The following is a 23012-nucleotide window of genomic DNA, read 5'->3' on the forward strand; positions in this document are numbered from 1 at the left end:
GCCACCAGGAGGCCCCGTGACCGCCGCCCCAGAACTTCCGCTGCCCCGGAACACCTCGTCCCTGCTGGTCCGCCAGGACGGCAGGACCATCCTTGAACTCGGCGACACCACCCGCGCCAGCTACGTCGCCTCCGTCCGCAAAAGCCTGCTCTCGATCCTTTTCGGAATCCAGGTGGACGCCGGCACGGTCAGCCTCGACGCCACAGTCGATGAGCTCGGTGTTGATGATGTTGGCGGCCTGCTGCCCATCGAGCGGACGGCCCGGCTCCGTGACCTGTTGACGTCGCGTTCGGGCGTCTACCATCCGCCCTCCAGCCCGGGCAGTGACGAGGATGTTTTCCCTTCACGTGGCACAAAAGCACCGGGGCAGTATTTCCTCTACAACAACTGGGATTTCAACGCCGCGGGCGCGATCTTCGAGAAGGCCAGCGGCCTGACCGTCTTCGAAGCGTTCCAGAAGCACCTGGCCGGTCCGCTGGGGTTCGACGACTACGACCCCACACGCCAGCGAATGCTCGGGGACGCCCGAAAGTCCGCCTTCCCTGCCTACCACTTCTTCCTCTCCGCCCGGGACCTGGCCAAGATCGGGATGCTGATGGCTGCCGGCGGCCAGTGGGAGGGACGGCAGCATGTCCCCCGGGAGTGGGTCAGGGACAGCGTGGCCACCCATGTCAGGCGCGCAGACATGGCGCCGGCCACCGGTTTTGGCACCTGCGACTACGGCTACCTGTGGTGGCTCCCCCGGGAATCCGGCCCGCAGTGGGAGGGGGCGTTCATGGCGGAGGGCAACTACGGCCAGTTCCTGCTGGTCCTGCCGGCGATCGGGAGCGTCATTGTGCACCGGCGCTTCGTCAGCGACAGCTTCGCCGTCGCCCGGAACACCCACACGGCAGCTGCCTCGACGGCAGGCCCCGCTCCGGTGACCCACGCCGAATTCATGGACCTTGCCCGGGCGCTGGTTGCCGGGCCCCTGGCCCGGTAGGCGTCAGGAAAGGCACCGTACGACGGCGGCACCCTCCTTTGTCAGGAAGTCGTGCCCTTGGCGATGGAACGGAACACCTTGGTTGCCTGCTGCGCCGCGGGGCTGAGCCGCCGGTTTGCCAGGTGGGCCAGGAGGATCCGGCGCTTTGGGGACCCGGCGAGCGGGACCGCCACGACGTCGGGGCGCAGGGCCGTCAGCGCCAGCCTGGGTGCCAGGGCGATCCCGATACCGGCCGCCACCATGCCCTGTGTCTCCTGGTAATCGTTGGCGGCGAAGGCGATCCGCGGTTCGAACCCGGCGTCGCGGCATACCCGGCTGAGGACATCGGCCACGGGGTGCTCGTCGCGCACCACCCATTCCTGGTCGCTCAAGGCGCCGATGCGGACCGAGCCCAGTTTGGCAATGGGGTGCTCCCGCGGTACCAGCAGCACTGTTGGATCGTTGGTCAGCCTGACCAGGGCCAGGTCGGGGTCCTCGATCTGCTGCCAGGGATAGTCCCACAGCAGCGTCAGTTCGATTTCCCGCCGCCGCAGCCGCTCCAGCAGTCCGTCCCGGCGGGCGCTGACAACCGTCACTGCCACCTCCGGGTGGCGGGCGCGGAACGCCAGCACAACGTCGGGCATCAGGGAGGCCCCGCCGGTGGGAAAGGTCCCAAGCCGGAGCTGGCCCCGCCGAAGGCCCGCGAACTCCCCCATTTCGGCGCGGGCAGCTTCAACGGTCCTGTCGATGTCGTCGGCGTAGTGCAGCAGGGCGTGCCCCGCCTCGGTCAGGACCACGCCCCGGGGATGGCGCTCGATGAGGACCACGCCCATCTCCTGCTCGAGTTTGGCTATCTGCTGCGACACCGCCGAGGTGGTGAAGGAAAGGGCGGCAGCAGCCGAGGTCAGGGAGCCGGAACGGCCCACCTCACGGAGCACATGGAGCCGGTGGAGATCGAGGATTGCCATGCACTGAGTTTAGCAAAAGTAGATAGTCGTCCATTTATTAGCGATTGTGCTGAAGGCTCCCATCCCGGATCGTAGAAGTACAAGGTGCTGTGAAGTAGAGCACCTGCAAGTTACGAGGGAGAAATACAGTGGGACTCAAAGGACATTGGTACCGGGGCGGCACCAGCAAGTGCTGGCTCTTCGATGCCAGGGACGTGGCCCTCCACGCCCCCACCCGCGAGGAAATCCCCGTACTGCTGTCAGCCGCCTTCGGCGCAGCGGATGCGCGGCAGCTGGACGGCGTCGGGGGCGGAACGTCCACCACGTCAAAGGCTGCAGTCATCTGGGCAACCCCTGGTGCCGAGGCAGACCTCGACTACCTTTTCGCCCAGGTAGGGATCGGTGACCCCACCGTTGAGCTGGGTTCCAACTGCGGCAACTGCGCCACCGCCATTGCCCTGTTCGCCGTCCAGACGGGCATTGTTCCCGCCCGGGACGGCATGACCAAGGTCCGCATGCGCCACGTCACTTCCGGCGCCGTGCTCAGCGGAGCGGTTCCAACTCCCGGCGGCCACATTCCCAAGTCCGGCCTGGCACGGGTTCCGGGCAGCAGCGCCGCCGGTGTTCCCGTCAGCCTCTCGTTCCACGGCCCCTGGGGCCAGAACACCGGTGCACTCCTGCCTACCGGCAACACCGTGGACCAACTCCAGGTCAACGGCAGGACCCTGGGCGCAACGATGGTGGACGCCGGCGCCCCTGCCGTGCTCCTCGCAGCCGACCAGGCCGGCGTCGATCTTTCCTCAATGGCAGACAACCTCACTGCCCAGCTGCCGGACCTCATCGCGGCACGGGCATCAGCCGGCCTCATCATGGGGCTGCGGAAGCCTGAGGATCCGCCGCAGAACGCTGTCCCGAAAGTCGGGGTTGTGGCGCCAGCCGGCGATTACATCGCCGCGGACGGAACAACCATCACCGCCGGCAGCCACGACGTGCGGGTGCGGATGCTGTCCATGCTCGCACCCCACCCGGCCATTGGCCTGACCTCAGCCGTGGCAGTTGCCCTTGCATCCTCGCTGCAGTCATCGGTCGTAGCCAACGCAGCAGGCCAATCACCCTCCACCGGCACCGGAACTCCCCGCTTGCTGCGGGTCGGGACGCCCGCCGGCGTGATCACCGCCGAAATCATCACCGATGACACCGGCGCCGTCAGCGAAGTGGCCCTCCACCGGGCAGCCCGCCACATCGCCACCGCAGATATCGACGTGGCCCCGGCCGCCGAGCTGTCTGCCTAACACCCCTATCTCTTTGCCCCATCATTAAGGGGCCGCACCAACCAGGAAGTTGTTCAATGAAGATCAAATCCATCCTCGGACACCTGTATGTCCAGGTACTCATCGGAGTCGCCCTCGGCGTCGTTGTGGGCGCACTGTGGCCCGACCTCGGTTCGTCCCTCAAGCCCATCGGCGACGGCTTCGTGAAACTCGTGAAGTTCATGATCGCCCCCATCGTGTTCTGCACCATCGTCGGAGGCATCACCTCGCTGCGGGACACCAAGAAGGTGGGCCCCACCCTGATCCGTTCGCTTGGCCTCTTCTACGCGCTGACGGCACTCGCCCTGGCCCTGGGCCTGGCCGCGGTGACGCTGTTCCAGCCCGGCGCCGGGATGCACATCGATCCCACGCACCTGGACTCCTCGGTGGCGCAGAAGTACACCACGCAACTGCCCAGCAGCAACCCCGTGGACTTCATCCTCAGCATCATCCCCACCACCTTCGTTGGCGCCTTCGCCGACGGTGAGGTCCTGCCCGTGCTGGTCATTGCAATGCTGTGCGGCTTCGCCTTCAGCAAGCTCGGCGCACCGGGCCAGCTGGCCCTGAACGTGGTCAACAGCTTCAACAAGCTGCTTTTCATCATGTTCGGCTACATCATGAAGGTGGCTCCGCTGGGAGCCTTTGGGGCCATGGCCTTCACGGTGGGCAAGTACGGCGCCCACTCCATCGGAAACCTCGGCATGCTGATCCTTGCCTTCTACGCCGCCTGCATCGTCTTCGTGGTGGTCGGCCTGGGCATCCTGGCCAAGGTGACCGGCTTCAGCCTGTGGCAGATCCTGCGCTACTTCAAGGATGAATTCCTGATCGTCCTCGCGACGTCCTCCAGCGAACCGGTCCTGCCGCGCCTGCTGTCCAAGCTCGAACGGATCGGCTGCGACCGCAGCGTTGTGGGCCTGGTGGTCCCCACCGGCTACTCCTTCAACCTGACCGGAACGGCCATCTACCTCACCCTCGCCTCCATGTTCATCGCCCAGGCCTGCGACATCCACCTCAGCTGGGGCCAGATCCTGCTGATGCTCGGCATGATGCTGCTGACCTCCAAGGGCGCGGCGGGCGTCACCGGAAGTGGTTTCGTGGCCCTGGTGGCGACGCTGACGGTCATGCCCACCCTGCCGGTGGCCGGCGTGGCCCTCATCGTGGGCATCGACCGCTTCATGAGCGAGGCCCGTGCCCTCACCAGCACGGTCTGCAACATCGTCTCCTGCGTGGCAATCGCCAAGTGGCAGGGTGAGCTGGACATGGTCAAGCTCCGCTCCGAGCTCCAGGCGGGCTTCGTGCCCACCGAGGCGGAGAAGGTTCAGCTGGCCGAACCGGCCCTGGCCCACTAACCGGCCGCCAGGCCACCACCACCAGCGTTTGCCCGGGATCCCAGCAGGGGTCCCGGGCAAACCCCTGCAAGGGGTACTACTTCACAATCCGCACGGAAAGGACCCGAAATGAGTGAGCGCCAAACGGAACAGGAAACTGCAGAAGACTGCGACGCCGGCACCTGCTTCTACTGCCAGAGCCCGGAAACCGACTAGCGCCCCAGCCCTCGGGCCACGCCGTCAGCCTGGGCATTGCGAGGCAGGGCGGCAACAGGCCCTAGACCCACTGCTCCCACAGCGTCAGCTGCAGGCTGACGGTCCCGGACGAACCAGCCACAACGGAACCGGCCCCCGCGGAAGGGTCGACGACGGCACCCACGTTGCCGCCGTCGTCGTCCCTTCCAGCAAAAACAGCCAGCCGCATCAGCCGCATCACGCCCGGACCGCCTCAGCAGCCGCATCCGAAGAACGCACGGGCGTCTCCAGCCCAAGGTTTTCCCGCAGGGTGTTCCCGCGGTACTCCGTGGGGTACACCCCGCGTTCCTGCAGCTCCGGCACCAGGTGGTTGACGATGTCGTCCAGGCCGGAGGGAATGAGCCACGGCGAGATGTTGAATCCGTCCACCGCCCCCACCCGCGCGAACTCGGCCAGCTGGTCCGCCACCTCAACGTACGAACCCGTGAAGGTGGAATCCACCCGTGCAGTGCGGGAGGTGACGAACTGCCGGATGGACAGCCCCTTGTCCTTGGCCTCGGCCCGCCACTGGTCCGCCAGCTGCCGCGCCTTGGCGCCGTGGAAGCCGCTGCCGCGGGTCTCGGACGTTTCCTCCACCACCGGATCGATCTCCGGCAGCGGTCCGTCCGGATCGTACGACGACAGCTCGCGGCCCCAGAACTGCTCCAGGTAGGCGATGGCCTGCTGCGGGCCGATCTGCAGGCTCCGCACCCACTCCTTCTTCTCCGCCGCCTCCGCAGCGGTGGGCGCCAGGATGAACTCACTGGCCGGCATGATCTGCACGGCGTTGGCACCCCGGCCAGCGGCCAGGGACCGCTCCACGAGGTCCTTGCGGAACTCCACGGCGTCGTCGAACTTGGGGTGCGCGGAGAAAATCACATCAGCCTGCCGGGCGGCAAAGTTGCGGCCCTCGGGCGAGTCGCCGGCCTGGAACAGCACCGGGCGGTACTGGGCGCTGCGCGGCAGCCGCGGCGTCACGTCCACCGTGTAGTGCTGGCCCTGGTGCACCACCCGCCGGGCAGGACCGTCCGGGGTTTCCCACGAATCCCAGATCCGCTTGGCCGTCTCCACGAACGCCTCGGCGTGCTTGTACCGGTCAGCGTGGTCAAGGTATCCCCCGCGGCGGAAGTTGGCCCCGGTCCAGGCGTTGTCAGTGGTCACGATGTTCCACGCGGCACGCCCGCCCGAGATCAGGTCCAGCGACGCGAGCCGGTGCGCCAGGTCGGCGGGATCGTTGTACGTGGTGTTCTGGGTGGCCACGAGCCCGATGTTTGTGGTCACCGAGGCCAGCGCGGCCAGCATGGTCTGCGCGTCCGGCCGGCCCACCACGTCCAGCGCGTGCGGGCGGCCCAGGTGTTCACGGAGGCGGAGCCCCTCGCCCAGGAAGAACGCGGCGAACAGCCCCCGCTCGGCGGTCTGGGCGATGCGGCGGAACGATTCGAAGTCCGTCTGCGAGCCCGATTCGGCGGCCTTCCAGATGGTGCCGGAGTTCACGCCCTGGAAGAAGACCCCAAACTGGATCTGGCCCGACGGCACAAAGACGTCGGATTTAGCACGGTTGTGCTGTGTCACGGTGGTTCCCCTTACTTTCCCGCGCCGGCGGGCGCAGCGGCATTGGATGCGGCGGTGGCGTAGCGGCTCACCGGGCGTGAGAGCCCCAGCAGGTCGCGGAAGGTGCCGTCCTGCACCAGCGGGCGGAGGACTCCGCGGCGGCGCAGTTCCGGCAGGACCAGGCGGCCCAGTTCCTCCAGGTCGACAAAGAGCGACGCCGGGTGCAGGCGCACGCCGTCGGCCACCTTCAGGAGTTCCATGAGGAAGTCCGTGAGACCGGCGGCGGAACTGGCGTAGTTAGCACGGCCGGAGCCAAAGCCAGCCACCCGCCCCGCCGCGGCCTGCCCGCGGGAGTCCAGGACGACGTCGAGCTCGGCGACCACTGCAACGCCGGCAGCCACCCGGGACCGCACATCGCGGACCTCTGCCGCCAGCAGTTCGGCGGCAGGTGCGGACACCAGCACGGCATCCACGGCGTCCGCGGGAACCTCCCCCAGCAGGGACGCGGGCGCCAGCACGGGCAGCTGCCCCTGCATCGGCCGCGGAATGATGGACGGTCCCTTCACGGAATAGCCGGCGCCGGCAAAATCGGCACGAGTCTCGAAACCGACCGCCGTATCAAAATCGACATAGTGCAGCTTGTCCACGTCGATGTACCGGCCGGTGGCCACGTCGCGGATCACGGCGTCGTCCTCCCACGAATCCCACAGCCGCCGGGACACCTCGATGGACGCCGCGGCCTCCTGACCCAGCGCGGCGCCGGTCACGGACGGGCGTCCGACGGCGGCAGCAGCCTCCGGCGATTCGGCTGCCGTCACGATCCACCCGGCCCGGCCGCCGGACACGTAGTCCAGGCTGGCCAGCTGGGTGGAGATGTGGAACGGCTCGGTGTAGACGGTGTCCACCTCGGGTACCAGGGCGATGGTCCGGGTGGCGGGCCCGGCGAAGGCCGCCCGCTGCAGCGCGTTGGCGCGGCCCGGAGCGGGTGCGTCGGTGAAGGTTGCTGCATGGAAGCCCGCGGACTCTGCTGCCAGCACGGCCCGGGTGAGGTGCGCGCCGTCCCAGCCGGCGCCGTCGAGCTCAAGGGCAAGGAACCCTCCCTGGCGGGTTGAAGAGATGCTCACTGCTGGTCCTGACGGTCGTAGGGAATCTTCTCGCCGGCCTCGATGGCCACCGGCAGCCGGTTTTCCGCCGGCGGCAGCGGGCAGGTGGCCAGGTCCGTGTACGCGCACGGCAGGTTCACGGCCCGGTTGAAGTCCAGCAGCACGGACCCGTCTGCGGCCGGCACCACGGACAGCGAGCGGTTGGCGGCATAAGTGGTCTTGCCGGAGGTCTGGTCTGTGAACAGCACGGACAGGGCGCCGGGGGCGTGGCCGTTGAATGCGGTCAGCGCCAGCTCCCGGCCGGCCAGCTTGAAGCGAATCTCGCCCGGCGCCTCATACACATGCTGGATGCCCTCGACGGCGGCGCTCACCGTGGTGGACCTCGGCGCCTCGAACGGCACATAGGTTCCGCGCACGGCATACGCGGCATCGGGCGAGTAGGCGGGCGTGCCCTGGTAGGCCTGCAACAGCGGGTTTTCCGGATGACGGGGCCGGACGATGTATTCGCCGCCGCGCTTGGCCAACTCAATGACGGTCTCGCCGGACACCAGGTTGATGCCGCCGCGCTCCTCGATGGGGCCAAGCTCAACGGTGGCCCCGGACGCAGTGTTCAGCTCCCTGCCGTCCTGCTGCAGGCTGTCACCCGGCTCCAAAAGGACGCGGACGACGTCGGCCGCCACGCTCCAGGTGCCCGGGACGCCTTCCAGCCGGGCGGGTTCGTCGCCCAGCCAGTGCAGGTGGGTCACCGCCAGGAAACCGTGCGGGTGGGCGCGCTGCTGTTCGTGGGCGGCGTGCCATTCCTGCCAGTCGGCGTCGAAGGATTCGAGGGCTGTTCCGGTGGATTGTGCGGTCATGATGCCTTCCCTGACGGGGCCGCGCCGGCCGATGCCTGCGTGGCCGCGAAGTTCTCTTCAGTGATGGTCTTGGATTCCGGCAGCGCTTCCTCGGACAGGCCCCAGCGCTCCAGCACCTTGCCGTAGGAGCCGTCCTTGATGACGGCATTGAGGGCCTCGGAAATGACCGGCGCCAGCCCGTTGCCGCGCAGGGTGGTGGCGGCCACCAGGGTCTCGGAGGGCCAGCCGGCGTTGACCTTGCCCACCACCTTCAGGTCGTCCCGGGTGTTCTCGCGGTACACGGTGGACGGGTAGGGGGCGATGTTCAGGTCCGTCCGGCCGGAGGACAGCGCCAGGATGGTGTCCGCGTCGGAGGAGTAGTACTGCAGCGTGGCCGGCGCCTTGCCCTTGCCCTCGAGCTCCTTGTTCCACGCCAGCAGGATCTTCTCCTGGTTGGTCCCGGACCCCACGGAGATCTTCAGGCCGGAGATGTCGTCCGCGCCCTTGATGTCATAGGTGGAGGACTTTTTGGCCTCGAAACCCATGTACGCGGCCCGGTAGCTGGCGAAGTCGAACAGCTTCACCCGGTCCTTGTTCACGCCCACGTTGGAGAACACAGCCTCAAAGTCGCCGGACTGGGTCTTCAGCGGCCAGTTCTCCCAGGACGTCACCTGCACGTCCAGCTCCAGGCCCAGCTTGTCCGCCACCAGCTGGGCGATGTCCAGTTCGGAGCCGATCGGCGTCTTGTCGTCGGTGGCGTGGAAGGACAGCGGGATGGACCCGGCGGTGGTGGCCACCGTCAGCTTGCCGTCCTTGCCGATCAGCCCGGGGACCTTGGCGGCGAGCGCCGCGTCCTTCTCGCCCCGGATCCGCTGCTGGTCCGGTGAGGTGTTGTAGACCACGCCGTTGCGTGCCGCCGTCGTTTGCGCTCCTCCGCTGGGGTTGCCGGCGGCGGAGGCGCCGGGGTCGGCGCAGCCGGCGAGCGCGGCGGTGCCAAGGAGTGCGGTGCCGAGGAGTACGACGGCGGGACGCGCCGCGAGGGCGCGGCTGCGGCGGAGGCCGCGGGTGGGGAAAGCCATGGGGTGGTCCTTAGATGTTGAAGGCCGGTTCCAGCACCTTGGAGAAGAAGCTCCGGGTGCGCGGTTCCTGGGGGTTGCTGAAAATTTCCTTGGGGGTGCCCTGTTCCACGATCTGGCCCTGGTCCATGAACACCACGGTGTCCGCCACGTCGCGGGCAAAGCCCATCTCGTGCGTGACGATGATCAGCGTGGTGCCGGACGTGGCCAGTTCGCGGATCACGTCCAGCACTTCGTTGACCAGCTCGGGATCCAGGGCGGAGGTGGGCTCGTCGAACAGCAGGATCTTGGGGTCCAGGGCCAGGGCCCGGGCGATGGCCACGCGCTGCTGCTGGCCACCGGAAAGCTGGCGGGGATAGGCGTCCGCCCGGTCCTCGAGCCCCACCCGGTCCAGCAGTTCCAGGCCGCGGCGGCGGGCCTCCTCCTGGACCGCCCCTGCGCCACGACGGGTGCTTCCGCCACGTTCTCCAGGGCAGTGAGGTGCGGGAACAGGTTGAAGTTCTGGAACACCATGCCGATGTCGGTGCGCTGTTTCAGGATCTCCTTTTCCCGCAGCTCGTGCAGGCGGTCGCCGCGGAGTCTGTAGCCCACCAGCTGTCCGTCGATGGTGATGTGGCCGCCGTCCACCTTTTCCAGGTGGTTGATGGTGCGCAGCAGGGTGGATTTTCCGGAGCCGGAGGGGCCTACGATCACGGCCACCCCGCCCGGTTCCACGGTGAGGCTGACACCTTTGAGGACTTCGGTGGCGCCGAAGGATTTGCGGACGCCGGTGATTTCCACCAGGCCGCGGGTGGCTGTGGGGGCGGTAAGGGTCTCAGTCATCAGGGGTTCCTCCGGGTGGGCACTGCCGCGTGGGTGGCGAAGAATTTACGGGCCTTCTGCAGGGGCGTCAGCGGCAGGCTCCGCACCGCGCCCCTGGAGTAGTGCCGTTCGATGTAGTACTGGAACACGCTCAGCACGGAGGTGATCACGATGTACCAGAGCGTGGCCACCAGCAGCAGCGGCAGGACCTGCTGGGTGCGGTTGTAGATGACCTGGACCGTGTAGAACAGCTCCGAGTAAGCCAGCACGTAGACGATCGAGGTGCCCTTGACCAGGCCGATGATCTCGTTGAACGCGGTGGGCAGGATGGCGCGCATGGCCTGCGGCAGCACGATCCGCGTGGAGCGGCGCCAGGCCGGGATGCCCAGGGCGGCCGCGGCCTCCAGCTGTCCCTGGTCCACGGACAGGATGCCGCCGCGGATGATTTCGGCCGAGTAGGCGGCCTGGTTCAGGGTCAGGCCCAGCACTGCTGCCGCAAACTGGCTGATCAGTGTGGTGGTCTGGACCTCGAAGAACCGGACGTCCGTGAAGGGGATTCCCAGGCTGATCTTCTCGTACAGGTAGCCCAGGTTGTACCAAAGGAGCATCTGCACCAGCAGCGGCGTGGACCGGAAGATCCAGGAGAACGTCCAGGACACGGACACCAGCAGCGGCGATGCAGAGAGCCGCATCAGCGCCAGGATGAAGCCGAGCACAAATCCGAGGACACCGGAGATGGCGGTCAGCTTCAGCGTTTCCACCAGGCCGTTGACCACGGACTGGGCCGTGAACCACTGCGCCACCACACCCCACTCCCAGCGCGGGTTGGTGGCCAGCGACCAGGCCACGGCCAGGACACCCAGGGCGACGCCGGCAGTCCCCACCCAGCGCCACGGATGCTTGGTGGCCACCACGCGGTACGACGAATAGTCCGCGGGGACCCGTTCCGGGACGCCGGCCCTGCCCGGTGACGCTGCCGGTGACGCTGCCGCGGGCTGTGCCGGCTGCGGCTGTGCCGGTTGCGGCTGCTTTGACTGCGCCACCCTGGTTGCTGAACTCACGGGGCCACCTCACTTCTCATTCCTGGACTGGAGCCGGACTGCCCGGCGTCGGGGCGGCTCGCCCCGGGGTGCTGGCTGCAAATCTAGGACCGGCCGGAACGGGCCAGCAAGGCGCATGGTTGCAATACTTCACGGGGCTTCGCACGGCGTCATGAGTCGGTTTTGCGTCCCTTAACGCGCCGTGACGCGGAGTTAACGGCCGTGACCAGGTGCTCGACCGCCGTCGTCACGGCTGCCTAGCATGGGCACTCCGACGGCCACTTCCGCGCCGTCCCCGCACCCACTCGCCGTCAGGAGAGCCCATGCCAGCCACCATCCCGGCCATCGCCTTCATCGGCGGCGGGCCGCGCACGGCGGGTGTGCTGGAACGGATCGCCGCCAACCGGCCGGACGTCTTCGCCGGGCCGCTGCAGATCCACGTGGTGGAGCCGCACATCCCGGGCTCGGGCCGCATCTGGCGGTACGACCAGGACCCCGGGCTCCTCCTCAACTCCATGGCCGCGGACATCACCATGTTCACGGACCAGTCGGTGGACTGCCAGGGCCCCGCCGCGCCGGGTCCGGCGCTGGCCGAATGGGCCGCCGGCGTCCTGGACGCCTCCATCATCGACGTCCCGGATTTTCCCCAGCCGCTGTGGGACCAGCTGCGGTCCCTGACCGGCACCACCTTTCCCACCCGCCAGCTGCAGAGCCAGTACCTGGAGTGGTTCTTCCGCCGCGCCGCCAGGTCCCTGGGCCGCAGCGTCACGGTCCACCGGACCACCGCAGTGGGCATTACGGAACTGAAAGGCGGCGGCCACCAGGTTGGGCTGGCCAACGGCCGGACCCTGCACGCGGACATCGTGGTGACCGCCCTGGGCCACACCGATTCCCTCCCGGACGCCGTGTCCGCCGGCTTCACGGACTTCGCCGCCCGGCACGGCGGCTGCCACGCGGCACCCAGCTACACCACCGACGTCGACTACTCCCCCATTGCCCCCGGACAGGACGTCATCGTCGCCGGGATGGGCCTGGCGTTCGTGGACCTGCTGGTCCTCCTGATGGAAGGGCGCGGCGGCAGGTTCCAGGAAACGTCCGACGCCGGGCTGCGCTACCTTCCGTCCGGACGGGAACCGGTGCTGTGGGCCGGCTCCCGGCGGGGAGTGCCGTACCACTCCAAGATTTCCGCTGCCCTCCGGGGGCAGGCTCCCGGGCCGTTGCGGTTCTTTACGGCCGCCGCCGTGGATGCGCTGCTGCAGCAGCATGGCGAGCTGGACTTCCACCGGCATCTCTGGCCCCTGATCGCCAAGGAAGCCGGCTACTACTATTACCGCGAGCTTCTGACCGGAAGCCCTGAACGCGCCGCCATGGGCTGGGACGGGTTCGCCTCCGCCTATGCAGGACTGGACTGGTACAGCCCCGGGCGGAAAGACCTGGTGGCCGCAGCGGTCCCTGACGCCGGCCTGCACCTGGACCTGGAGCGGCTGGACCGCCCCTTCGACGGCCGCCGCTTCAGCGATCACGCGGAAGTCCAGGACGCGGTGGCCGGATACATCGAGCAGGACCTGGCTAGGCGGGACAGCCCTGACCACCCCGAAACCCTTGCCCTGTTCCTGGCCCTGCTGCACGTCTATATGGAGGTGGGGCGCATAGTCCCGCCCGAGCGGCTGAACGCACGCTCGCAGCAGGTCATCCACGGCTGGTGGCACGGCTTCTTCAGCTTCGTGGACTCCGGTCCGCCGCCGCACCGGCTCCGCCAGGTCCTGGCGCTGCACCGGGCCGGCCTGCTGCAGTTCCTGGGTCCCGGCCTCCAGGTCTCCGCCGATGAGGCCATGGGGCTTTTGTTGCTTCGTCCGCCCAGTCCGGGGTGACCGTCACGGCGAAGGCCCTGATCGAGGCGCGGCTGCCGGCCACGTCCGTGGCCCGCTCGCTGAACCCCGTGCTCGCCTCGCTGCACGGGAGCGGCCTGGGCAGCGAGCAGCAGCTGCTGACCTCCGACGGCATCCACTCCACCGGGAAACTCCTGGTCTCCCCGCAGCACCAGCTGGTGGGGGCCGGCGGCAAGCCGCACACCGCCCTTTTCGGCGTCGGCCCGGGAACGTCGGGCTGGGGCGCGGGCGCCTTTGCCCGGCCCAACACGAACGCCGCGCCGTTCCGCGAGAACGATGCCCTGGCCCGGACCATCCTCCGCGCTGCCCGCGGCGTGGCTGCCGGGGATGTGTCTGCCCCGGCCGCCATGACTCCGGAACCAGCCGCCGCCGGACAGAACTGACCGGCAACAATAACGACCAGTGACAAGGAATAACCAGTGACCGCAGAACCACACCTTCGTCCCAGGCCGCTTGATCCCGCCAGCCTGGTGGTCCTCAACCTGCCCATGCACGATCCGCGCGTCCGGCCGCTCCTGGACGAGCTCGCCGTCGAATACGACACCCGCTACGGGGACCTGTTCGGCCGCACGGCTGCCGCAGAGGAACTGAACCGCTACCCCGCCGCGGAATTCGAGGGACCGCACGGAGCCCTCCTGGTCATCCAGGAGGACGGCGAGTCGATCGCCGGCGGCGCGTTCCGCCGGTATGACGAAACCACCGCGGAACTGAAGCGGATCTGGACGCACTCGGCCCACCGCCGTCGTGGTCTGGGCAGGCTGGTGCTGGCCGAGCTGGAAGCCCTGGCTGCCGCCCGCGGCTACACCCGGCTGTACCTCACCACGGGCCCGCGGCAGCCCGAAGCCAAGCACCTTTACCTCACCAGCGGCTACCAGGCGCAGTTCGACCTCGACGCCGATCCGGAAACCATCGGACCGCTGGCGTTCACCAAGGAGCTCGCCCCGGTTCCGCGGAATTCCCGGCCGGACTGACCGCCCGGCCACCGCCGCATCCGGGGCCGCCGCGGTTATGCTGGCGCCATGGCCTCCAAAACCACAGCAGAGAAGCTTGCCACCATCCAGAAGGGCTACACGCTCGAAGGCGCCACCATCGAGCTGGGGGCCGCCATCATCGACGGCGAGCTCCACAAGGACGCGCCGGTGCGGCTGCCGCTGGCCATGATGAACAGGCACGGGCTGGTGGCCGGCGCCACCGGAACGGGCAAGACCGTCACCCTGCACATGATGGCCGAACAGCTGTCCACAGCCGGCGTCCCCGTCTTCCTGGCCGACATCAAGGGCGACCTTTCCGGCCTGGCGACTGCCGCCGCCGGCAGCGACAAGCTCACCGCACGCACGCAAAGCATCGGCCAGCCGTGGCAGGGCAAGGCGTTTCCAGTGGAGTTCCTGGCGCTGGGCGGGGACGGCAACGGTGTTCCTGTGCGCGCCACCGTGTCCTCGTTCGGGCCCATCCTGCTCTCGCGCATCATGGAACTGAACGACACGCAGGAATCGAGCCTGCAGCTGGTGTTCTATTTTGCGGACAAGAACGGCCTGGAGCTGATCGACCTCAAGGACCTCCGCGCCGTCATCCAGTTCCTCACCTCGGACGAGGGCAAGGACCAGCTGGAGGAACTGGGCGGGCTGTCCAAGGCGACCGCCGGGGTGATCCTCCGCGAACTGGTGGGCCTCGAGGCGCAGGGGCTGGAAAAGTTCTTCGGTGAGCCGGAGTTCGATACCGCCGAGCTGCTGCGCACCGCCCCCGACGGCCGCGGCGTGGTCACCTGCCTGGAGCTGCCCACCCTGCAGACCAAGCCCATGCTGTTCTCCACCTTCCTGATGTGGCTGCTGGCGGACCTGTTCGAGGACCTTCCGGAGGCCGGCGACCTGGACAAGCCCAAACTCGTGTTCTTCCTGGACGAGGCCCACCTGCTGTTCAACGGGGCCAGCAAGGCCTTCCTTGACGCCATCACCACCACCGTCCGGCTCATCCGGTCCAAGGGGGTGGGCATCTTCTTCGTCACCCAAACACCCAAGGACGTCCCCGCCGATGTCCTGGGCCAGCTGGCCAACCGGGTGCAGCACGCCCTCCGCGCGTTCACCCCCGAGGACGCCAAGGCGCTCAAAGCCACGGTGTCCACGTTCCCGGTCAGCGACTACGACCTCGAAGAGACCCTCACCTCAGCGGGTATCGGCGAGGCCGTCATTACCGTCATGAACGAAAAGGGCGCGCCCACGCCGGTGGCCCTCACCCGGCTCCGGGCACCCGAGTCCTTGATGGGCCCCAGCGAGGAGACCCTGGTGCGCAGCACGGTGGCCGGTTCCGCGCTGCTGGGTAAGTACGGAACAGCGGTGGACAACCCCTCCGCCTACGAAAAGCTCACCGGCAAGGCGGCCGCGCCCACGGGTCCGGCGGCCGACACCCCGGCCGGGGAACCTGCGGCGCCCGCCGGCTACGACGTGGACGCCGAAGCCCGCCGGATCGAGGAGGAAATCCTGGGCCGGCCCAGCAGCAGGCCGCCGCAGGCCCGGTTCCCGCGCAGGATCCTGAACCCCAGTACGGCGGCGCGGAGGACGGGGAGGCGCGTGAGTCTGAACCACGCGCGTCCAAGCCCCGGGCCAAGGCCCCCGGGCACCGCGGTCCCGGCAGCCGCAGTCGCGGGAGCCCGAGCCGCAACCGGGCGGCATGATGGGCGACCTCGGCGGAGTGCTCGGCGGCGCCCTGGGCGGCGGACTCAAGAGCATGGCACGGTCCATGGGCACCCAATTGGGGCGCGAACTGCTCCGCGGCGTGTTCGGCACATCGTCCCGGCGCCGCCGCCGCTGACCCTGCCGCGCCCACCCTGCAACGGGTGTCCCGGGAACCGCCAGGGCTCGTGTCAATGCCGGCCCGGCCACCCGCCGTCGGGCATTAACCGGGTGTTGCCCGGCAAGATAGGGGGACGCCAACTTTAGTGTGCGTCCGCACTGCCGTTACTGTAAGGAACGTGCAGATGAGTCAAGCGTTGGTGAGGATCGCGGCCGGATGGCTGCTGGGCCTCATGCTTGCCATCGCCGGAGCCATCGTGGCCATCAACGTTGTGAACAACACCGTGGCCAGCCCGCAGCAGCCGGTACGGGAATACCTGGATGCTTTGAGGAGCGGAGACGGCGGGCGTGCACTCGGACTCCTGCGGGCCGCGGTCCCGCCCAGCAATGCTGCAATGCTGGATGGCCCCGGGCTGCAGACGGCGGCGTCCCGTGTAGCGAACATCAAGATCGGCGACCCTGAGGAACGTCCGAACAACCAGGTCACGGTGCCCCTGGAGTACACCATCGACGGCAGCCGGCTGCACACTGACTTCCTCCTGCAGAAGACCGGCACCGAGTGGCTGTTCTTCAACACCTGGGCGTTTGTCCCGTCCCGGCTGCCCACCGTTGATATCACCGTGGTCAACGGCAACGAGGCTGACGTCAACGGCGTCCCGGTCAATATGCCCAACGGCCGCAACTCCTTTGCCGTGTTCTACCCGGGCGAATACGAGGCGTCCCTGGACGGACAGTACTTCTCGGCACCCGCCACCAGGGCCACCGTCACCTCCAAGGACGCCCCGGTGGCGCCCCTCAACCTGCTGACCCAGGCCACGGACAAGCTGAAGAACGACGTTGCAGCCAAGATCCGGGAGTTCCTGGACGGCTGCGCGGCGGAGGCCGTCAAGGAACAGAAGCTCCAGCCGGACTGCCCCTTCTACTACACCAGCAACAACAGGGTCCAGGACGGCACCATCCGGTGGACCGTGACCAAGTACCCGGGTGTATCAGTGGAGCCGTTCGACGGCCGCTGGGTGGTGGCGCCCCTGGACGGCAAGGCCAAGGTGGAGGCGCTCCAGCAGAACTCGTTCACCGGGGCCTGGTACCCGCTGGACGCAGAGGTGGACTTCAGCTTCACCACCCGCCTGGACGTCTCCGGCGACACCGTCAAGGTCACCCCGATGCTGAGCTTCTAGGCCCTGCATCCAAAGTGGCCCAGTTTTGGTCCCATAGTTGACGTGCTGCCTGGAGTTTTAGACCCAGTCCTGTCGAAAACTGGGCTGGTTCGGCTGCGGCCACCGCAGCGAACCCCGCGCCAGCACCTCCCGCACCTGCGCCAAGACGGACTCCGGCGCGTAAACCACATCGTCGTAGAAGAATCTGAGCACGGGCAGGCCCCGACGTATTGCGGCGTTATCCCTGCGGCGGTCCTTCTTGTATTGCCGTGGCTCCATGTGGAAGGCGATTCCATCGATCTCGACGATGAGGAATCCCTCCAGGAGGAAGTCCACACGTCCTATTCCCTCGATCCACACTTGCGTCTCCGTGGCTATCCCGGCATCCCTGAACAGCACCCGGGCCAGGGTTTCCAGGAGGGAGTCCGCGCCGCGCTCAACCTTGGACAGAACCTGCCGGGCCTTGCCGCATCGATTGCCATCCAAGAGGCGGAAGAGATGGCCGGGCTCAATGTCTCCGCGGTTATAGGCGCATTCCACCATGACCACGGATTCGAGTTCCGGCAGGCACAGCAGCGCGTGGAGCAGGACGTCGGGCAGTGCTGCAAGCGTCCTGTGCTGCGGCTGCTGGGTCAGGGGAAGCCTGTGGCTGACACATCGGGCTGCACTCCGCCCATTGCTGTGCCAGTAATGGGGCGTCGCGGCGGAACGCAGCTGCCATAGGCCGTATTTCGGGGCTGCGGAGGCACATGTCAGGAGACCGCGGGCCATGCCGGCAGCCATCAGCTCCGGATCAGCGCCTGCAACGGCCAAGACGCCCCGCTCCAGGCGTACCACCCGGCCGCTCCGGACCGCCCGCCGAAGCGCCGTTTCCGTAGCCCCTGCGGCCAGCACGTCACGCCGCAGCAGTACTCCCCCGGCCGACCTGAGGATCTCTGTAGGGTCCATGTGGCCACAATGCCTGCCTGCCCTGGCCTGCGGCAGAAGTAACGGAGGCTATGTGGACAACGGCGCGTCCAGACTGGCCCAGTTTTCGGGGAGCAGAGACAGGACTGGCCCGGTCTTCAGGGCACGACGCTCTGGAAACCGGGCCAGTTCATCAAAACCAGCGGAGGGTCAGTCCATTCCGCGCAGGTCCAGGACCAGTTCCGTGTCACCATCGGCCTGCAGGACCACGGGGATGCCCCAGTCCTGCTGGTACAGGTGGCAGGCGGCGTGGTCGGGGATCTCGCCGTCCTCGGTCTCGGGGCCGTCGCAGGCCGCGGCGCGGGCGGTAATGTGCAGCACGCCCTCGGGCACGTCCGGGGACAGCTGAAGGGTGCGCTGCAGTCCCACGGAGGTTCCGCCGCCGGAGACCAGCAGCCCGGGAGGCGTGGAGGAGATCTTCAGCTGGGTGGGGTCGCCCCAGCGGTCGTCGAGCTTCTGCCCCGTGGGCGCCGTGAAGCGGACGGTCAGGTCCAGCGCGCCGGGCGCCACCGGGCTCTTGGGCCGGTGGGTCTGGGATGCGCCCTCATCCACCTGCTGTGCTTCCTTGGGAATGGGCACGTAGACGATCTGGTGCTTGTTGGCCTCCACCACTACCAGCAGGGGCTCGGAACCGGCCGAGTGGGTGTGGTCCACGATCACGTCGGAGGGCTCGGCCAAACCTCGTGCCAGGGTGGACACGGTGCCGGATGCGGGGTCGTAGCGGCGGACGGCACCGTTGTATGTGTCCGCGATCGCCACGGAGCCGTCGGGCAGGACGGTCACGCCCAGCGGGTGCTGCAGGCGTGCGTCGGCGGCCGGGCCGTCGCGGAAGCCGAAGTCGAACAGGCCCTTGCCTACTGCAGACTCCACGGTGACCTTCCCGGAATCGTCAACCACCAGCTTCCGCAGTGCGGAGGTCTCCGAATCAGCCACCCAGATGTTGCCGTCGGCGTCCTCGGCCACGCCTGAGGGCTGGGCGAACCAGGATTCGTGCGCGGCGCCGTCCAGCAGGCCCTCAAGCCCGTTGCCCGCGATGATGTCCACTTCGCCGCCCACAGGGTCGAAGCTGAAGATCTGGTGCGTACCGGCCATCGCGACCACCACGGCGTTCAGCTTCCGTGACCACACCACGTCCCAGGGAGAGCTCAGGGAGACTTCGAGCGAGTGCTCGCTCAGCTTGCCCGTGAACCCCGCGGCGTCCTCGTCCACGCGGGCGGGGCCGGTCTCCAGCAGGCGTTGGATCCCGTTACCGGCCAGCGTGGACGCCTTGCCGTCCGTGAGGGACAGACCGCGCAGCCGGTGGTTGACGGAGTCAGCAATTACGACGTCGTAGCCCACCTTGGCTGCCACATCTTCCGGCAGCAGGACCAGGCCCTGGGGTTCGTTGAACTGGGCGGTGGCCGTGTCACCGGCGGCGGGACCGTCGGCATAGCCCTTGGTGCCCGAGCCAAAGGTTGCCAGCACCGTGTGGAAGTCGGTGTCCAGTTCCACCAGCCGGTGGTGGCCGGTGTCGGTGACCAGCCAGGTGCCGGACGTCGGGGCACCTGCGGACGTGCCGCCGTCGGACGCTGCCCCTGAAGCAGACCCGCGGCCGGCGGGCAGGAACAGCGCCTTGCCGGGGAAGCGAAGGGTGCCGGAGGTTGCCTCGGGCGCCACGTACGGGCCGGAGCCGCGGTGGAGGGTGCCCTTGGCTTCGTGTTCGGCGATGAGCTCGGGGATCAGCACGGCGAGCCCGTCCGCGTGGCCCTCGCCGGAGAGGTGCGCCACGATGTAGCCCTCGGGGTCGATGACCACCAGGGTGGGCCAGGCACGGGCGGTGTAGGCCTTCCAGGTGTCCAGCTCTGGATCATCCAGGACGGGGTGGTGGATCTCGTACCGCTCCACGGCCGCGGCCAGCGCCACCGGGTCCGCCTCGTGCTCGAACTTGGGCGAGTGGACGCCCACCGTCACCAGGACATCGGAGTACTGCTCCTCCAGCGGCCGAAGCTCGTCCAGGACGTGCAGGCAGTTGATGCAGCAGAAGGTCCAGAAGTCCAGCAGCACGATCTTGCCGCGCAGGGCCTCCAGGTCCAGGGTCTTGCCGCCGGTGTTCAGCCAGTTGCGGCCTACCAGTTCGGAGGCCCGGACCCGGGCATGCGTGCGTACGGTTTCGCTCATCAGCGTCCTTCCAGCTTGTTGCGTTCAGCCAGCTTGGCGTCGCGTTCGGCCAATTTGGCAAACATATCGTTGTAAGCGGTCAGATCGGCGTCGTTATTCCTGTCCGCCGCGCGGTCCACGCGTTTGGTCTCCCGCTGGTCGGACCTGGACCACATGATGGCGACGCCGATCGCCACCAGCAGCGTTGGCACCTCACCGATGCCCCAGGCCACCGCGCCGCCGGTCTGCTGGTCGACGAGGGCCGACGGTCCCCAGGCGCGGCCAAGGTTGCCGAAGTAGTCCGCGGCCAGCAGCCCGGTGCCGCCCATGATGGAGACCCCGAAGAAGGCATGGAAGCCCATGGTGGCCAGCAGCAGGAGCAGCCGCATGGGGTACGGCGCACGGCGCGGCAGCGGGTCCGTGCCGATCATGCTGAGCACAAAGATGTACCCGGTGAGCAGGAAGTGCAGGTTCATCAGCTCGTGGCCCACATGCTCGCGCATGGCGAAGCCAAACAGGTCCGAGTAGTAGAACAGCACGATCGAGCCGGCGAAGTTGGCAGCGGCGAACAGCGGGTGGGTGACCAGCTGAGAGAACTTCGAATGGACGAAGACCAGCAGCCATTCGCGCATCCCGCGTGAGCCGTCGCCGCGGGCGGGCAGCGCACGCAGGGCCAGGGTCACGGGGGCGCCCAGCACCAGGAAGATCGGGGCAACCATGGTCAGGGCCATATGGTCCACCATGTGCGCGGAGAACAGGACGCGGCCATAGACCGACGGCGGCCCGGACGTGATGAACGTCAGGACCACCAGGCCGACGACCCAGTTCAGGGACCGGAACCACTGCCAGGAATCGCCCCGGCGGCGGACCTTGGCCACGCCCAGGAAGTAGGTGGCCAGGCCGAAGAGGGCCACGCCCACCCAGAGCCAGTCCAGCCGCCACTCGGTCAACCAGCGTTCGGGCGTCAGCTCCGGGGGCAGCTCGTAGCCGCTGAGGATGAAGGCTGGCGAGGCATTGGCCGCCACTTCCGTTGGCTGCGGCGGCGCCGAGCGGCCCAGGGCCACGGCGATGCCCGAGGTGGCGCCCATGACCAGCAGCTCAGCCAGCACCAGCTGCCAGAGGACCCGCCGCCAGGACAGGGTGGAGCCCTTGCGCCCCAGCTGCGGGATAACCCACTGCCGGTGCATGAAGCCGATGCCGCCCAGGACCACCGCCGCGGCAGTCTTGGCCAGGATCAGCTGGCCGTAGGCCGAGCCGAAGAGATCATGCCAGCTGGTGACGCGGATGCTGGCGTTGATAATGCCCGAGGCGAAGACCAGCACGAACGCGAAGCCGGCCAGGGTGGAGAACCGCCGGAGCGTGGGTTCGGTGATATCCGTGGCTGCCCCGGCCTTGGACCCCGTGAGGATCCCGGACAGCAGGGCCAGGATGATGATGCCGCCCACCCAGGTGCTCACGCCCACCAGGTGCAGGCCGATTGAGTTGATGGCGCCCTCGTGGTCCGAAGAGCTCGACGAGTGTCCGATCAGGGCGGTGGGGACCAGGCCGATGAGGGCCAGGATGAGGGTCAGGGCGAGGCCGCCCAGGGACCTGACGCCGAACAGCGCGGTGGTCACCACGGCGGCAATGATGATGACGGCAAGCCATGCCCGGCCCGTTTCGATGTCCGTCATGAAGTACACCAGGGCCTGGGTGAACGCGGGATCGCCGGACAGCCCCTGCCCTGCTACGTCGGCATAGGTGAACACCAGGACTGCGATGGCGGACAAGGTCCACACGGCGCCCGCGACGGCCGCCACAGAGAGCACGCGGGTGAAGGCGGGATGTTCGGGCGCACCTCCGGCTGGTGGAGTTTCCCGGTCCCGGCCCCGCACGGCACTGTTCCGGGGGTTCAGGTTTTTGGGGAGGATGCCGACGGCGAAGATCAGGCCTCCGACGACGGTCGCCAGGGAGACGTTATGGATTGCCTTGCTGACGGGCAGGCCCCACCGCACCAGGGCGCCGGGGTCGGCGACGCTGCGCGCCGCTGCAGCGCCGGAGAAGATCAGTGCTGCTGCAAGGGCCAGGAAGAGTGCCGCCAGGCCTGCAAGCTGCCAGGGCACGGGGATCCCCCGGCTTCCGGCGTCCCGGACCGCAGCTCCCTTGCCAGGATCGGACTGGGGCGCGGTGGAACGTGGAGTTGCGGCGGAAGACACCATTCCATTGTCCGCTACGCCTGCCTGCGCCGCGAATCCGGGTTGTATGCGAGTGAGCAGTTGGAGCCGGGCCGTTAAAGCAAAGGAGCGGCAACCCGATGGGTTGCCGCTCCTTGTTCCAGCCGGCTGCATGCCGGGAGGGACAAGCTTTACTTCTTGGAGACTGCAGCCTTCAGCTTGGAGCCGGCGGTCAGCTTGACACTGTGGCCTGCTGCGATCTGGATGGTTTCGCCGGTCTGCGGGTTGCGGCCGGTGCGTGCTGCACGGTCAGTGCGCTCGACGGCGAGCCAGCCCGGGATGGTGATCTTCTCGCCCGCGGCGACAGAAGTCTCGAAAACCTCGAACAGTGCATCGAGGACGGAGTTGACGGCAGCCTGGCTGGTGCCGGCCTTGCCTGCTACCTCTGCAACAAGTTCACTACGGTTCTTAGCCATTTATGTCCTCCTGGACGATTCTGATTCTGGAGCCTGCACGCGGCATGCGCACAAGCCACTGTCCGAAAACTTACCAGCTTGGGCGCTTCCGGTCCGCAAATTCCGCGTGTTTCCGCGACTTTTTGAGGTTAATCACCGATTCCGGGGCCCATTTTCAGCCCTTGGAGGAAGGCTTTGCGCTTCCTGCCGGGTTTCCTGGGACACCGCGTCCGGTTCCATGAAGGGGAGTTGGGGTTAAATGTGGGAGGCCCCAACCTGGTGGTTG

General features: G+C 67.8%; 17 protein-coding genes and 2 pseudogenes. 7 read left to right on the forward strand and 12 right to left on the reverse strand.

What is annotated here, in order from left to right; translation table 11 throughout:
* The first annotated feature begins 16 nt into the window (after positions 1–16).
* Positions 17–982: a serine hydrolase domain-containing protein gene (locus OUO20_RS16165; RefSeq protein WP_268002160.1), complete on the forward strand. Its 966-nt coding sequence runs from the start codon at positions 17–19 to the stop codon at positions 980–982.
* A 41-nt stretch (positions 983–1023) separates the two neighbouring features.
* On the opposite strand, the gene OUO20_RS16170 is transcribed toward OUO20_RS16165, so the two are convergent.
* Positions 1024–1929 carry a LysR family transcriptional regulator gene (locus tag OUO20_RS16170; protein WP_268002161.1) on the reverse strand — a complete coding sequence of 302 codons (906 nt, stop codon included), beginning with the start codon at positions 1927–1929 and terminating at the stop codon, positions 1024–1026.
* 128 nt (positions 1930–2057) lie between these two features.
* On the opposite strand from OUO20_RS16170, the gene OUO20_RS16175 reads away from it, so the two are divergent.
* On the forward strand, positions 2058–3200 hold the full coding sequence (locus tag OUO20_RS16175) for a PrpF domain-containing protein (protein WP_268002162.1): 1143 nt from the start codon (positions 2058–2060) through the stop codon (positions 3198–3200).
* 56 nt (positions 3201–3256) lie between these two features.
* Complete coding sequence (dctA, locus tag OUO20_RS16180; RefSeq protein WP_134164971.1) at positions 3257–4567, forward strand: C4-dicarboxylate transporter DctA; 1311 nt, start codon at positions 3257–3259, stop codon at positions 4565–4567.
* Between the two features lie 256 nt (positions 4568–4823).
* On the opposite strand, the gene OUO20_RS16185 is transcribed toward dctA, so the two are convergent.
* The 7 genes and pseudogenes from OUO20_RS16185 to OUO20_RS16215 all read right to left on the reverse strand — a co-directional run bounded on the left by OUO20_RS16185 (position 4824) and on the right by OUO20_RS16215 (position 11205).
* A complete protein-coding gene (locus OUO20_RS16185) occupies positions 4824–4982 on the reverse strand; it encodes a hypothetical protein (RefSeq protein WP_166673101.1) in 159 nt (52 codons plus the stop codon).
* The gene (locus OUO20_RS16190) at positions 4979–6352 is read right to left on the reverse strand and encodes an NtaA/DmoA family FMN-dependent monooxygenase (protein WP_268002163.1); all 1374 of its coding nucleotides are present in this window, start codon (positions 6350–6352) and stop codon (positions 4979–4981) included. Before OUO20_RS16190 ends, OUO20_RS16185 begins: the two co-directional genes overlap by 4 nt.
* A gap of 11 nt (positions 6353–6363) precedes the next feature.
* Entirely contained in the window at positions 6364–7455 is a 1092-nt protein-coding gene (locus OUO20_RS16195; protein ID WP_268002164.1) for an LLM class flavin-dependent oxidoreductase, read from the reverse strand.
* Positions 7452–8288, reverse strand: a complete 837-nt coding sequence (locus OUO20_RS16200) for a DUF1684 domain-containing protein (RefSeq protein ID WP_268002165.1) — start codon at positions 8286–8288, stop codon at positions 7452–7454. The genes OUO20_RS16195 and OUO20_RS16200 overlap by 4 nt, the downstream gene beginning before the upstream one ends.
* Positions 8285–9346, reverse strand: coding sequence for a transporter substrate-binding domain-containing protein (locus OUO20_RS16205; RefSeq protein ID WP_268002166.1), 1062 nt, complete (start codon positions 9344–9346; stop codon positions 8285–8287). Before OUO20_RS16205 ends, OUO20_RS16200 begins: the two co-directional genes overlap by 4 nt.
* Before the next feature lie 10 nt (positions 9347–9356).
* A pseudogene (locus OUO20_RS16210) lies at positions 9357–10165 on the reverse strand (amino acid ABC transporter ATP-binding protein).
* A complete protein-coding gene (locus OUO20_RS16215) occupies positions 10165–11205 on the reverse strand; it encodes an amino acid ABC transporter permease (RefSeq protein WP_442781087.1) in 1041 nt (346 codons plus the stop codon). The pseudogene OUO20_RS16210 and the gene OUO20_RS16215 overlap by 1 nt, the downstream one beginning before the upstream one ends.
* Before the next feature lie 302 nt (positions 11206–11507).
* Here OUO20_RS16215 and OUO20_RS16220 point away from each other — a divergent pair.
* The 4 genes and pseudogenes from OUO20_RS16220 to OUO20_RS16235 all read left to right on the forward strand — a co-directional run bounded on the left by OUO20_RS16220 (position 11508) and on the right by OUO20_RS16235 (position 17037).
* A pseudogene (locus OUO20_RS16220) lies at positions 11508–13456 on the forward strand (FAD/NAD(P)-binding protein).
* A gap of 36 nt (positions 13457–13492) precedes the next feature.
* Positions 13493–14044 carry a GNAT family N-acetyltransferase gene (locus OUO20_RS16225; RefSeq protein WP_268002167.1) on the forward strand — a complete coding sequence of 184 codons (552 nt, stop codon included), beginning with the start codon at positions 13493–13495 and terminating at the stop codon, positions 14042–14044.
* Positions 14045–14092: 48 nt separating this feature from the next.
* Entirely contained in the window at positions 14093–16006 is a 1914-nt protein-coding gene (locus tag OUO20_RS16230) for a helicase HerA-like domain-containing protein (RefSeq protein ID WP_442781088.1), read from the forward strand.
* 38 nt (positions 16007–16044) lie between these two features.
* Positions 16045–17037, forward strand: coding sequence for a hypothetical protein (locus OUO20_RS16235; protein WP_196804800.1), 993 nt, complete (start codon positions 16045–16047; stop codon positions 17035–17037).
* A gap of 57 nt (positions 17038–17094) precedes the next feature.
* On the opposite strand, the gene OUO20_RS16240 is transcribed toward OUO20_RS16235, so the two are convergent.
* The 4 genes from OUO20_RS16240 to OUO20_RS16255 form a co-directional block, all read right to left on the reverse strand.
* Complete coding sequence (locus tag OUO20_RS16240; protein ID WP_056392042.1) at positions 17095–17964, reverse strand: type IV toxin-antitoxin system AbiEi family antitoxin domain-containing protein; 870 nt, start codon at positions 17962–17964, stop codon at positions 17095–17097.
* A 168-nt stretch (positions 17965–18132) separates the two neighbouring features.
* Positions 18133–20139: an NHL domain-containing thioredoxin family protein gene (locus OUO20_RS16245; protein ID WP_268002168.1), complete on the reverse strand. Its 2007-nt coding sequence runs from the start codon at positions 20137–20139 to the stop codon at positions 18133–18135.
* A complete protein-coding gene (locus OUO20_RS16250) occupies positions 20139–22316 on the reverse strand; it encodes a cytochrome c oxidase assembly protein (protein WP_268002169.1) in 2178 nt (725 codons plus the stop codon). Before OUO20_RS16250 ends, OUO20_RS16245 begins: the two co-directional genes overlap by 1 nt.
* A gap of 146 nt (positions 22317–22462) precedes the next feature.
* Positions 22463–22747: an HU family DNA-binding protein gene (locus OUO20_RS16255; protein WP_011693739.1), complete on the reverse strand. Its 285-nt coding sequence runs from the start codon at positions 22745–22747 to the stop codon at positions 22463–22465.
* Positions 22748–23012 lie beyond the last annotated feature (265 nt).

The organism is Arthrobacter sp. FX8, assembly GCF_026723805.1.
In the GTDB taxonomy this organism is placed as follows: Bacteria; Actinomycetota; Actinomycetes; order Actinomycetales; family Micrococcaceae; genus Arthrobacter.